Source organism: Thermosynechococcus sp. FA-CM-4201 (assembly GCF_054689355.1).
The window spans coordinates 2,040,929-2,053,314 of the sequence record NZ_CP079920.1 but is presented as its reverse complement, the minus strand read 5'-3'; the positions used below and the strand labels follow the sequence as shown (position 1 = coordinate 2,053,314).

Sequence of the window (12,386 nt, the reverse complement as noted above, 5' to 3'; positions counted from 1 at the left end):
CCTTAATGAAAAATTCCGCTAGAGCCTTATCTCAACGATTCTCGATCTCGTGGCAGCGGTTAAGTCTACGTTGGAAATTTACCTTGGCCTTGGCTCTTGCGGCGCTCTTTCCAGCCGTGATTATTACTGAAGCCCTGATTCAAGTCAGCCATCGCAGTTTTGAGCATCAGCTTGATCAGCAACTGCGCTCTAGTTTGGAGGATTTGCAGTGGGAAATCGACAATTTGGCCTATGAGTCTCGCATCCAAGCCCTCTTAATTGCCAGTGGGATGCATGCGCGGCATGTGGGTGAATCCCTCGTTGGTGTCTTGAAGCCTGCTGCTATCCAAGCCATTCTTGCGGAAGTGGATACCACGGAACGCCCCATGAACCTGATGCTGGTGAGCGATGCGAGGGGTAAGGTACTGGCACAGCAAACCATGGTCTTGGCCAAAACGGGAGAGGCGCTCCTTGACTTGACCCCCGAAACCCATTCCTACTATCGTCTCAGCCCGCATCAAGCCAGCAGTATTGCTCACTTACCGATGTTTCAAGTGGCTCGCGATCGCCAGCAGATGATTAGCGGTTTGGTGCTCCTCAATCGTGAACAGTTACAAGAACTGGGCTTAGCCCAGCAGGCCAAGATCACGTTGCGTCCTCAACCTATCGCAACTCTACCCCCCAAGCAGCGGCCAGCCCCTGCGGGCACCTACCCCATCGCGGATGGCAATATTGGCTTACTGGCCTTTGCCGCAAAGCCCCTCTATGAAAACAACCAATTTCAGGGGCTAATTCTGACGGGCATTTTACTCAACAATATGCCGGATCTTGTGGATGCCACCACAGAATGGTCTACGGTAGATACGGTGGCAACAATTTTTGCCCAAGATTTGCGCATTGCCACCAATGTGCCTTACACCGATGGTCAGACTCGTGCCCTTGGTACCCGCGTCGCTCGCGAAGTAGCCACTCAAGTGCTCAATCAGGGCAAAACATTTGTCGGCACAACTGACATTGTGGGTTCTCCCTATGTAACTATCTACAGTCCATTGCAGGACTTTCGCCAGCAGCTCGATCTGCCGCATCCACCGCCCATTGGTATCGCCTTTGTGGGGAAGTCCCAAGCGTGGATTGATACGATGGCCACCCAGAAACGGTTGGTGGCTTTCGCCATTACCCTTGGCGCCCTGTTTTTGGCCAGTATTTGGGCATATCTCACGGCCAATGCGATTGTCAAGCCGATTCAATCCTTGGCGACTTCAACCCGCCGCGTGCAGTCAGGAGATTTGACGACACTGGTGCAGGTGCACTCCCTTGATGAGGTGGGGGAACTGGCCAATTCCTTTAATGCTATGATGCGCCAGTTGCGCATTTCCTTTGAGGAGTTAGGCCAAAAAAACCGTTCCCTTGAGCAGATTCGTGATGAACTGATTGAGGCCAATGAACAGTTTGAGGCGGTACTCAATGCTGTACCGGGTACGATCTCGTGGATTAATGCCGAGGGCATCTATAAGGGGGTGAATCGCAAGTTGGCAGAAACCTTGAATCTGCCGCCAGAGGCCTTTATTGGGCGTCCCTTGGGTTTTCTGCGTGAGGATGAGGAGCTGGCAGCTTTTATGCAGGAGTTTGTGGATTCTCCCGATCAATTTGCCTCACGGGTGATTGCCGTTAAGCGCAATGGTCAAACGGTGTTTTACCTCGTGGCTTTGCAAAAGTATATGCAGGGTACCCATACGGTTGCGGTCGGCATTGATATTAGCGATCGCATTCGGGCCGAGGAAGCGCTGCGCATTGCGGAGGAAAACTACCGCAGTATTTTTGAGAATGCCCTTGAGGGGATTTTTCAGGCGTCAACGGACAATCGCTTTATTCGGGTCAATGCTGCCATGGCCAAGATTTTTGGCTTTGACTCTCCTGAGGAAATGGTGGAGACTGTCACCAGTATTCGCGACCAAATCTATGTGGAACCCAGCACCCGTGAGGAGATTCTGAATCATTTTGCGACTGGAGCAACAACAGGGCATTTTGAATTCAAGGCCTATCGGCGCGATCGCCAGATCATTTGGATTGAGTTGGATATGCGAGCGGTCTTGGATACCGACGGCAAGATTTCCTACTATGAAGGATTAGTGCAGGACATTACCGAGCGTAAACAGCGTGAGCAAGCAATGCAGCAGCAAATTGAAGAGCTAAGGGTGGAAATTGATCACGAAAAACGGCGGCAGCAGGTGGCCGAAATTACCGAAACGGAGTACTTTCAGCAATTGCGCCGTGAGGCGAACTATTTGCGTCAGCGTCGCCAGCGCTAAGGCTAAACCATGACCGATATCCAAGCCCTGTTTGAGCGCATTGCCCCCCTCTATGATCGCCTCAATGATCAACTCAGCTTTGGCCTTCACCATGTCTGGAAACAGATGGCGGTGGACTGGCTGGAACTGCCTACAGGGGCAACGGCTTTGGATCTTTGCTGTGGCACGGGCGATTTGAGTCGTGTGCTGGCGCGGCGGGTGGGGCGGCAGGGGCGGGTGGTGGGGTTGGACTTTGCTGCGGCACCGCTGGCGATCGCCCGTCAACGCAGTGACCATTACCCCCAAATTGAATGGCTCCAAGGAGATGCCTTAGCAGTACCCTTTGGCGATCAAACATTTCAGGGCATCACGATCGGCTACGGACTACGCAATGTGGCCGATATTCCCCAAGCCCTCAGGGAAATGTTTCGGCTGCTGGTTCCCGGTGGGCGAGCCGCCATTCTCGACTTTAGCCATCCCCAAACCCCCGCACTCCAGCAATTTCAGCAATGGTATTTGCAACAGTGGGTCGTGCCTACTGCCCGTCAGTATGGCTTGGCAGCAGAGTATGACTATTTGTGGCCAAGCATTCAGGCCTTTCCCACCCCCCCTACCCTCTGGGAACTGATTCAAGAAGCGGGCTTTGAAAGCGTGAAACACTACCCTCTGCTAGGGGGACTCATGGCGATTACGATTGCCCAAAAGTAATCTACGTTACAAATGTTAGGCTTCACTCCTTTGGCAATCCTCTAAGCTATAAGTACAGCCTTTTTCTATACGGTTGAGGAGACCTGATCCGCTTTTAGGAATGGGGGCAAGTAGCTCTCAGTTATACTCAATGGCTGTGAAAAAGACTGTAGGCGAACCGCAGGGCGTTTGGAGGGCAGTATGTATAAAAAAATTCTCGTGGCAGTTGACGACAGCGAACTGGGAGAACAAGTGTTTCAAACCGCGCTGGATTTGGCACAGCACTACCAAGCACGCATGATGCTGATTCATGTCCTCTCGCCTACCAATGAATCCTATCCTGACCCAATCTTTACCACCCCTTTGGCGTCCGGAGTCTATGTGGGACTCCACGAGGAAGTGATGCGTGCCTATGCGGAGCAGTGGGAAAACTTTGAGCAAAAAGGCTTGGATATGCTGCGCAACCTCACCCAAATTGCCACTGAAAAAGGGGTACCCACAGAATTTACCCAAGCCTTGGGGGATGCGGGTCGTGCCATTTGTGATCTGGCCAAAGATTGGGAAAGTGATTTGATTGTGCTGGGGCGGCGGGGTCTCAAGGGCTTGAGTGAATTTTTCCTCGGCAGTGTCAGCAACTATGTGCTCCACAATGCCCACTGTTCTGTGCTTACCGTCCAGCGCCGCCGTGATTGAGACGCCCGTTCGCATTAAGTTCCTTGTGCAACCTACCCGTCCTGAGTGGGTAGAGCAGGCGATCGCTCACTTGGATACGATTTTGCTCGATCACTCCCACTGTGAGCGCAAAGCGGCTGGCGTCGCCATCAATCTTATGTTTCGCTATCCTTCCCACAAGCGATTGGTGGATGCCCTCACCGATATTGCCCAAGAAGAACTCGACCACTTTCGCCAAGTCAATCAGCAACTGGAACGCCGCCACATTGCCCTTGCGCCCCTAAGTGCGCCCCCCTATGCCTCTCGCTTGAATGCCGCTGTCCGCCAGCAGGAACCCCAGCGCTTCTTGGATACCCTATTGGTTTGCGCGTTGATTGAAGCTCGCAGCCATGAGCGGTTGCAACTGCTGGCTCAGCACTGCCCGGATCGGGAGCTGGCGGAGTTCTTTGCTAGCTTAGTCACCTCTGAGGCACGCCACTATGGCACCTATTGGTACCTAGCCTATGAGTCCTTTGGTCAAGAGGTGGTGGCAGAGCGATTGCAGCAGTTGGCTGCCCTTGAAAGTGAGATTCTCAGCACACCCTACCCCTTGCCGCGGATTCACAGTTAGACCTAGATCGCTGGTGGTGTTGCCCCTTGAGCAGTAGTGGGCTGACCGACCGTGAGCCGCACCGTTTGGCCAAATTGCTCCAAAATCACTGCGGGTGTAGTGTCATAGGCATCAATCGCACGAACAAGCACAGTGCCGGCGATCGTATCCCCCACCTGCACAGTACGGGTGACATTCTCTTTGGGTGAGCGAATAATTGCTTGGAGACGACCATTCACCGCAGCCACACCAAAAACTTTCACAGCTTGGGCATCAACGGGTGGGGGCGGTGGCGGGGGGGGTGTCGGTCGGCTAGCAGTACCACCTGTACCTGCACCATTGCCCGCTGTTCCGGGAGTGCCATCAGCACCATTTCCCATGCCGCCAGTACCTCCAATTCCGCCGTTGATACCACCCATATTGGTATTTGGTAAGCGAACAGGCTCAAAAGGATTCGGGCGGCCAATATTCGAGAGTCCCTCAATGTAGGTTTTGGGGTTAGTGGGTGGGGTTAAGGCGGCAACCGCAGATCCAGCGGCACCGGGTTCAGTGGGTTCAGGGGTGGTGGGAGCGGCTGCGGGGGGAGCAACGGGTTGATCCGTAATTTCTGTTTCAGTGACCATGAAGCCACAGCTACTCATTGCTGAGGCCAGCAACCCGGCTGCAATGGTAATGATCTTGGTGCGCTGTTTGAACATTTGGTGTCTCACCCTTGGATGATGGTCTGGTGGTGCAGACGTGCTCTTTGTTGCCTACTATAAAATGTACCGTTGGCTCGGGGTGGCTATGCATAGGCAGTTGCCAAAGTGGTCTTTGCAGTGCAGAGTTGCTGTGGGGGCGATCGCTCGGTACACTGAGAACAACTGTAACGTTATTTACGGAATCAATCGGTCATGAGTGCTAAGCCCGTCGTGATTGCTCCCTCCATTCTCTCTGCGGACTTCAGTCGTTTGGGTGAAGAGATCCAAGCGGTGGATCGGGCGGGAGCCGACTGGATTCATGTGGACGTGATGGATGGTCGTTTTGTTCCCAATATCACGATTGGGCCATTGATTGTTGAGGCGATTCGCCCCTTGACCCAAAAGCTCCTCGATGTGCACTTAATGATCGTCGAGCCAGAAAAATACGTGGCCGATTTTGCCAAAGCGGGGGCGGATATTATCTCTGTCCATGCTGAACACAATGCCTCGCCTCACCTGCATCGCACCCTCTGTCAAATCCGCGAACTGGGCAAACAGGCGGGGGTGGTGCTCAATCCCTCTAGCCCGCTTGAACTCATTGAGTATGTCCTGGATGTCTGTGACCTTGTTTTGATTATGAGTGTCAACCCCGGCTTTGGTGGCCAGAAGTTTATTCCAGCAGTGCTACCAAAAATTCGGCGGTTACGGCAACTGTGCGAAGAGCGTGGCCTAGACCCATGGATTGAGGTGGATGGCGGTCTCAAGGTGGACAATACTTGGCAAGTTCTTGAAGCGGGCGCTAATGCCATTGTGGCGGGTTCAGCCGTCTTTAATGCCCCCGACTACGCGGCCGCGATCGCTGGTATCCGCAACAGCAAACGCCCTAGCCCTGAGTTGGTCACTGCCTAGGCACTGGTTGCTGAGGGAGCTTGAAATCGCTGCCACGAAAAGGCTTTCAGGTGGCGATCGCCCGTCTGGTGCAGGATCAAATTGGCCATCAGCTTGGCTGTAATCGGGGCAAGCAAAATGCCATTGCGGTAATGCCCGGTTGCGAGGTAAAGATTGGCCGCTGGCCCTTCTCCCAAAATCGGTAAATCATCGGGGGTGGCTGGACGATAGCCCCACCACGTATCAATCACCTCGTAGCTGGCCAATTCTGGAATAACGGCGGTGGCACGATTCAGCAGTGCTTGCAAGCCAGCAACCGTCGTTCCCTCTTGGAAACCGACATCTTCACTGGTGGCACCCACCACCACTTTGCCAGAGCGACGCGGCACGAGATAGAGCTGATCGCCAAAGATGACATGGTTTAGTAGGGGTTGCCCCGGCGGTTTTAGGGCGAGCATTTGCCCCTTGCGGGGGGTGACGGGTAGGGGAAGTAGGCTTTGTGCCCATGCCCCTGTGGCCAGAATGTAGATCCCCGCAGACCAACGTCCGCGATCGCTCTCTAACGCTGTAATCTCCCCTTGGGGCGTTTGCTGAAACCGCTGGACAGTAATGCCCTCAATCACTTCGATTCCTAGAATGCGAGCCGCACTCACCAAGACCTTGGCCAAGTTGCGGGTATTTACCTGCCCATCTTGGGGAAACCACCAAGCCCCTAGCACACTCTCCGCAAAACCCCGTTGATAGTTCACCAGTTCAGACGCATCGAGCCAGCGGCTGTCGGGTTCCATGGGGTGGGCGCGATCGCGCTGCCGCTCATCGGTCACGGGTGCCAAAATACCACAGGGCCAGTAGCCCGCATCCATGCCCGTCAGTTGCTCAAGCTTGTCAATCCAACTGGGATAGAGATTGCGGCTCGCTGTACACAAATTCCACATGGCGCCTGCTGGCAGGCCTTCTGCTTGGGGGGCTAACATTCCCGCTGCTGCATGGAGTGCTGCTTCCCGAAACTGGCGGCTGAGAACCGTGGGTCGTGCCCCCCGCAATGCCAATTCGATGGCGATCGCCAGCCCCATAGTGCCGCCACCAATAATCAAAATGTCCCGCTGTTCATCCCCAAGGATCATTCTTGACGCTTCAATCCCAATTTACACATTTCTTTATCTTGGCATCTGCCACCCCTTAAGGGTAGCCCAAACCACCCACTTGAGGGGGAACGGCGCCTTGTTTTCCCCTCCTGAAGTCAACTCGTTATAATAAGGGCGATCGCGGTGGATTTGCTGCCGCTGTGTGGTAACTGTCCATGATCTCATCCGGCTCTCACTACCCGATCTTTGGTCCTGAAATTCGTTGTCCCCACTGTCGGCAAGTCATTCCCGCCCTGACCCTCACCGATACGTACCTGTGCCCGCGCCACGGTCCTTTTGAAGCGGATGCCAAAACCGGAGAATTAATGCACCTGCAATCCGGCCGCATTTGGCGCCTCTGGGACGGCGAATGGTATCGCCAGCACACCCACCCCGACGGGATTCGCTTTGAAATTCACGATGCCCTCGATCGCCTCTACACCCAAGGCTACCGTGCCACCAAAGTCATTATTGCCGAACGCTATCGGGATCTCTTTTGTGCCTACCTCGAACGCAGTACCCCTTGGCGAGGCCCCACAGATCCCCAAATGCTACGCCTCTTTGGTTTGCCTGTTGAGTTTAGCCCCCCCGCTAGCCAAGAGGAGCGCTGGGATGTGATTAACTTTGATCTCGAAAAAGAACCCGGCGCCCCCATTCGCCCCCCCTATTTTCGGATGTTTGACTAGTGATGCTCACCCTCGCCGACTGTGGCGAACTGGAATTGATTGCCCGCCTGCGCCCCTATTGCCACAAGGAATTGATTGGCGATGATGCAGCGGTTCTGTCGCTACCGCCCGGTGAACAACTGATTGTGAGTACCGATGTGCTGGTTGAGGGGGTGCACTTTAGTTTAGGCATGACCGATACCCCCGTAACGATGACGCCAGTGGATGTGGGCTGGCGATCGCTGGCTGCCAATTTATCCGACCTTGCGGCTATGGGGGCATTGCCCTTGGGCTTAACAGTGGGTCTCGCGGCACCGCCCAACTGTCCTGTGGCAACGATTGAGGGCATTTACCAAGGGATGGCAGCCTGTGCTCAGGCCTACGGCACCAGTATTATCGGTGGCGATACCTGTCGTTCTAGCGTTCTCAGTCTCAGCATCACGGTCTTGGGCAGTGCGCCGCCAGAACGGATTATTTATCGCGATCGCGCCCAAGTGGGGGATGTCATTGTCGTAACGGGGGTTCATGGTGCCTCCCGCGCTGGTCTCGAGTGCCTTTTGTATCCGCAGTGGGCTAGTACCGTGCCCGAACAACTGCGGCAGGGGTGGATCCAGGCCCATCAACGCCCCCAACCGCGATTGGATATTGTCCAATGGCTGCGCCAACAGGTGCCCCCGCCGCGTCTTGCCGGTATGGATAGTAGTGATGGTCTAGCGGCTGCTGTTCTGCAACTCTGTCAAGCCAGTGGGGTGGGTGCAGTGCTTTGGGCAGAGCAGATTCCGATGGTGGGCTATAGCGATCGCCCGCAGGCCTTGAACTGGGCGCTCTATGGCGGTGAAGATTTTGAACTGGTGTTGTGCCTTGCCCCAGACTTGGCTCAGGATCTCTGTAGGGCAGCGGGTAAGCAGGCCGCCATTGTTGGGGAAATGATTCCTGAAAAGAGGGTGCAACTCAAGCTCAATGGTGAATTATTGCCTGTGCAGCCCGATCAACTCTTTCAGCACTTTTAGGCGATCGGTTGAGTGGCCTGAAGCAGCGATGGGTGTTGAGGTCGGGCGCAGCCGTCAAGGAATATTACAAAAATTCATAAAGTTTGGGGGCGATCGCCGACAAATCCCCATAAATTTATACATTTCTTAAAAAAATGCCGAGCTACCCCCGAATCGTTCTAATCTAAGTTAGCGCGTTAACTAAAAGTAAAGGGAGCCTCTTAGTAACCATGGTTGTCAAAGCAAGTGGTGGAAGCTCGGTTGCCCGCCCGCAACTTTATCAAACAGTCCCCGTTTCAACAATTATTCAAGCCGAACAGCAGGATCGCTTCCTGAATCGGGGTGAACTGGATGAACTCGCTGTTTATCTGCGCTCCGGGGCAAAACGCCTTGAAATTGCCACCACCCTCACCCGCAACGCCGACATCATTGTTTCCCGTGCTGCCAACCGCATCTTTGTCGGTGGTTCCCCCATGGCCTTCCTCTCCCGTCCCCAAACTGAAGAAGCCCCCCAATTCACCACTGGGGCAAGGGGCGAAGCCATTGACATGAAAGAAGCCATGAAGCTGGGAACCGCAACCTATGTGGACACCCGTGGTGGATTCTTAGAGGGCTTGCGCTCCGTCTTTAGTGCCTCTGGTGGTGGTGCGCCCGTGGGCTTCAAGCCGATCAACATTGCCCGCTATGGCCCGGCCCGCATGGAAAAATCCCTGCGCGACTTGGATTGGTTCCTGCGCTATACCACCTACGCCATTGTGGCTGGCGATCCCAACATTCTGGCGGTGAATACGCGCGGCTTGCGGGAAATCATTGAGGCGGCTTGCTCCACCGATGCCACCATTGCTGCCCTACAGGAAATGCGGCGGGCGGCTCTCAGCTACTTTGAAAAGGACGCCGAAGCCAAGGGCATTGTGGAAACCTACTTTGAAGTTCTGATCAACGAATTTATTGCCCCTGCCCCCTCCGATAAAGTGCGGCAGCGCAACTCCACGGATCTTCAAGGTTTGCAACTACCCCAGATTTACTTCAATGCCGCTGAACGCCGTCCCAAATTTGTGATGAAGCCGGGGCTATCCGCTGCCGAGAAAAACGAAGTGGTCAAAGCCGCCTATCGGCAAATTTTTGAGCGGGACATCTCCCGTGCTTACGGTTTGGGCATCTCTGACCTGGAATCCAAGGTGAAAAATGGCTCCATCTCCATGAAGGAGTTCATTCGCCAACTGGCCAAGTCGCCCCTCTACCGCAAAAACTTCTACGAACCCTATATCAACAGCCGTGCCCTCGAACTGGCCTTCCGCCATATTTTGGGTCGTGGGCCGTCGAGCCGCGAGGAAGTGCAAACCTACTTTGCCATTATTTCCAAAGGTGGTCTTCCAGCCTTAGTGGATGCCCTTGTGGATTCCAAGGAATACAGCGACTACTTTGGTGAAGAGACGGTGCCCTATCTGCGGGGTCTGGGTCAAGAGGCTCAAGAATGCCGCAACTGGGGTGCCCAACAGGATCTCTTCAAGTACAGTGCTCCCTTCCGCAAAGTCCCGCAATTTATCACCACCTTTGCCGCTCAGGATCAGCCGCTGCCGGATCAACACCCCTACGGTGCCGGCAACGATCCCTTGGAAATTCAGTTTGGTGCCATCTTCCCGAAAGAGAAGAAAAATCCCAGTGCTCGCCCCCAACCCTTCAACAAAGACACCCGCCGCATTCTCATTACGCGCGGGCCAGGGATCAACAATCAGGTGAGCAATCCCGCAGCGCGTGGGGTCGCCCCCGGCAGCCTAGGGCCAAAAGTCTTCAAACTGGATCAGCTTCCCAGCATCAATGCCCGCATTGGCAAGCGCTCGATCGCCACGGGCGGCGACAGTGTCAAATTTGCCGAAAGTTCGACCCAGCGAGTGATTCGTGCCGCATATCTACAAGTCTTTGGCCGCGATGTCTATGAGGGGCAGCGCCAAAAGGTGGCCGAGATCAAACTGGAAAATGGTGAAATCTCTGTCCGTGAGTTTGTGCGGATTTTGGCCAAATCGAACCTCTTCCGCAGCCTCTACTGGACACCGCTGTACGTCACGAAGGCGATTGAATATATTCACCGTCGCCTCTTGGGTCGTCCCACCTATGGTCGCCAAGAGATGAATGCCTACTTCGACATTGCCTCGAAGAAAGGTCTCTATGGCTTAGTGGATGCGATCATTGACAGCCAAGAGTACAGCGAAGCCTTTGGCGAAGATACGGTTCCCTACGAGCGCTACATTACGCCCCAAGGTCTGGCCCTGCGATCGCTGCGCACCGGCACGATTGGTGAAACTGGCGTACCCCCTGAAAAAGAAGAAACGCCTCGCTTTGTCGAACTGGGAGCCGTGACCGAACTGCGGACTGAGCCAGCGATTCAGTTCCGTGCCAATCAAGGGGTGAGCAAGCGCCGCGACCAAACCAAGGTCTTCAAGCTCACGGATCTCAATGACAAGCAAAATCTGCAACTGGTGATTCAGGCGGCCTATCGTCAGGTCTTTGAGCGGGATGTCGCGCCCTACATTGTCCGCGATGAATTTACCGCCCTTGAATCGAAGCTCAGCAACGGTGAGATCACCCTTAAGGAGTTCATCGAGGGCTTGGGTTGCTCGGAACTCTATCAGAAGGAGTTCTACACCCCCTATCCCAACACCAAGGTGATCGAACTGGGTACCAAGCACTTCTTGGGTCGGGCACCCCTTGATCAAGCGGAAATTCGCCGCTACAACCAAATTCTGGCCACCCAAGGCTTAAAGGCTTTTGTCCAAGCCCTCGTCAGTAGTGCTGAATACGCTGAAGCCTTTGGTGAGGATACGGTGCCCTATCGTCGCTTCCCCACCTTGCCAGCGGCCAACTTCCCCAACACCGAGAAATTGCACAATCAACTCACGAAGCAAAGTGATGCGATTGTCGTGCCCAGCTTCGCACCGGTGAAACCTCGCCTCGATAACACGAAGCTGCCGCTCCTCAGTCGGGCGATCGCCGAGCAAGAGGCCAAAGCGCGTCAAGCGGATCCCAGCAAACCCCGCTTCATCGAATTGGGACGCTCCTTCCGCAATGGCGATGGTCAATCGGTGGAAGTGGGGGTCGGTACCAGCCGGCGCCGTCCTGCTCGCATTTTCCGCATGACCGTGGGTGCCCCCAGTGCTGAAGTGGAACTGGTGATCAATGCCATCTACTGCCAAGTGATGGATGTCTTCAGTGGCCAAGTGCCCAGCCAGTTCCGGCGCCCTGATCTCGAGAGCCGCCTGCGCAACGGTGAAATTACCGTCCGCGAGTTTGTGCGTACCTTGGCCAGCTCGGAGATCTATCGCAACCGCTTCTACACCCCCTATCCCAACACCAAGGTGATTGAATTCCTCTTCCGTCACCTTCTTGGTCGCGCCCCGGCCACCCAAGCGGAAATTCGCCAATACAACAAAATCTTGGCGGATCAAGGCCTCAAGGCGGCTGTCGAAACGATGGTAAATAGCCCTGAGTACAGCCGCTACTTTGGCGAAGATGTCGTGCCCTACAAACGCTTCCCCACGCTGCCAGCGGGCAACTACATTGGCAGTGTCAAGGCCGATGCCGACTTGGTGAAGCAATCCTGGTCGAGTCTCTCGCCCTCCTTGGTGGGGATTCAGCCAAGCCACCGCGACTAGGGAACGCTGCCACTAACCACTGGTGAATCAATCGGCTAGCGGATGCTCTTGTAGGGGTGTCCGCTTTTTTGTTGGGCAAGACCACGTTAAAATATCTTAAAGATTTTCAATTCTGAAAAAGCCGCAAAATCCCGTCCTAGTGAGGGCTGGGAGTCTTTCTATAGCCAGTAAAAAA

General features: G+C 54.7%; 10 protein-coding genes. 8 read left to right on the top strand and 2 right to left on the bottom strand.

Translation table 11 applies throughout. The features are described 5' to 3' along the window. The first annotated feature begins 83 nt into the window (after nucleotides 1-83). The 4 genes from KV190_RS10005 to KV190_RS09990 all read left to right on the top strand — a co-directional run bounded on the left by KV190_RS10005 (nucleotide 84) and on the right by KV190_RS09990 (nucleotide 4,236). Nucleotides 84-2,288, top strand: a complete 2,205-nt coding sequence (locus KV190_RS10005) for a cache domain-containing protein (protein WP_460193173.1) — start codon at nucleotides 84-86, stop codon at nucleotides 2,286-2,288. Between the two features lie 9 nt (nucleotides 2,289-2,297). After that, on the top strand, nucleotides 2,298-2,975 hold the full coding sequence (gene ubiE / locus KV190_RS10000; RefSeq protein ID WP_460193171.1) for a bifunctional demethylmenaquinone methyltransferase/2-methoxy-6-polyprenyl-1,4-benzoquinol methylase UbiE: 678 nt from the start codon (nucleotides 2,298-2,300) through the stop codon (nucleotides 2,973-2,975). Nucleotides 2,976-3,155: 180 nt separating this feature from the next. Continuing rightward, on the top strand, nucleotides 3,156-3,647 hold the full coding sequence (locus KV190_RS09995; protein ID WP_181494652.1) for a universal stress protein: 492 nt from the start codon (nucleotides 3,156-3,158) through the stop codon (nucleotides 3,645-3,647). Next, entirely contained in the window at nucleotides 3,604-4,236 is a 633-nt protein-coding gene (locus KV190_RS09990; protein WP_460193169.1) for a MiaE family protein, read from the top strand. The genes KV190_RS09995 and KV190_RS09990 overlap by 44 nt, the downstream gene beginning before the upstream one ends. A gap of 2 nt (nucleotides 4,237-4,238) precedes the next feature. Here KV190_RS09990 and KV190_RS09985 read toward each other — a convergent pair whose 3' ends face one another. Then, the gene (locus KV190_RS09985; protein ID WP_460193167.1) at nucleotides 4,239-4,913 is read right to left on the bottom strand and encodes a hypothetical protein; all 675 of its coding nucleotides are present in this window, start codon (nucleotides 4,911-4,913) and stop codon (nucleotides 4,239-4,241) included. Between the two features lie 195 nt (nucleotides 4,914-5,108). Between KV190_RS09985 and rpe the strand changes: the two genes are divergently transcribed. After that, nucleotides 5,109-5,804, top strand: a complete 696-nt coding sequence (rpe, locus tag KV190_RS09980; protein ID WP_460193165.1) for a ribulose-phosphate 3-epimerase — start codon at nucleotides 5,109-5,111, stop codon at nucleotides 5,802-5,804. On the opposite strand, the gene thiO is transcribed toward rpe, so the two are convergent. Next, the gene (gene thiO / locus KV190_RS09975; RefSeq protein ID WP_460193164.1) at nucleotides 5,801-6,907 is read right to left on the bottom strand and encodes a glycine oxidase ThiO; all 1,107 of its coding nucleotides are present in this window, start codon (nucleotides 6,905-6,907) and stop codon (nucleotides 5,801-5,803) included. The two genes, rpe and thiO, sit on opposite strands and share 4 nt — an antisense overlap. A 176-nt stretch (nucleotides 6,908-7,083) precedes the next feature. Here thiO and KV190_RS09970 point away from each other — a divergent pair, with 176 nt between their 5' ends. From KV190_RS09970 to KV190_RS09960, 3 genes are all read left to right on the top strand, one after another. After that, complete coding sequence (locus KV190_RS09970) at nucleotides 7,084-7,593, top strand: TIGR02652 family protein (RefSeq protein WP_149819327.1); 510 nt, start codon at nucleotides 7,084-7,086, stop codon at nucleotides 7,591-7,593. A gap of 2 nt (nucleotides 7,594-7,595) precedes the next feature. Continuing rightward, nucleotides 7,596-8,582, top strand: a complete 987-nt coding sequence (gene thiL / locus KV190_RS09965) for a thiamine-phosphate kinase (protein WP_460195266.1) — start codon at nucleotides 7,596-7,598, stop codon at nucleotides 8,580-8,582. Between the two features lie 209 nt (nucleotides 8,583-8,791). Next, entirely contained in the window at nucleotides 8,792-12,211 is a 3,420-nt protein-coding gene (locus KV190_RS09960; RefSeq protein WP_460193162.1) for a phycobilisome rod-core linker polypeptide, read from the top strand. Nucleotides 12,212-12,386 lie beyond the last annotated feature (175 nt).

Excerpts from the sequence above, each read along its gene's own strand:
- ubiE (WP_460193171.1), top strand. The coding sequence starts at position 2,298 with ATGACCGATATCCAAGCCCTGTTTGAGCGCATTGCCCCCCTCTATGAT.
- KV190_RS09995 (WP_181494652.1), top strand. The coding sequence starts at position 3,156 with ATGTATAAAAAAATTCTCGTGGCAGTTGACGACAGCGAACTGGGAGAA.
- KV190_RS09990 (WP_460193169.1), top strand. The coding sequence starts at position 3,604 with ATGCCCACTGTTCTGTGCTTACCGTCCAGCGCCGCCGTGATTGAGACG.
- KV190_RS09985 (WP_460193167.1), bottom strand. The coding sequence starts at position 4,913 with ATGTTCAAACAGCGCACCAAGATCATTACCATTGCAGCCGGGTTGCTG.
- rpe (WP_460193165.1), top strand. The coding sequence starts at position 5,109 with ATGAGTGCTAAGCCCGTCGTGATTGCTCCCTCCATTCTCTCTGCGGAC.
- thiO (WP_460193164.1), bottom strand. The coding sequence starts at position 6,907 with ATGATCCTTGGGGATGAACAGCGGGACATTTTGATTATTGGTGGCGGC.
- KV190_RS09970 (WP_149819327.1), top strand. The coding sequence starts at position 7,084 with ATGATCTCATCCGGCTCTCACTACCCGATCTTTGGTCCTGAAATTCGT.
- thiL (WP_460195266.1), top strand. The coding sequence starts at position 7,596 with ATGCTCACCCTCGCCGACTGTGGCGAACTGGAATTGATTGCCCGCCTG.
- KV190_RS09960 (WP_460193162.1), top strand. The coding sequence starts at position 8,792 with ATGGTTGTCAAAGCAAGTGGTGGAAGCTCGGTTGCCCGCCCGCAACTT.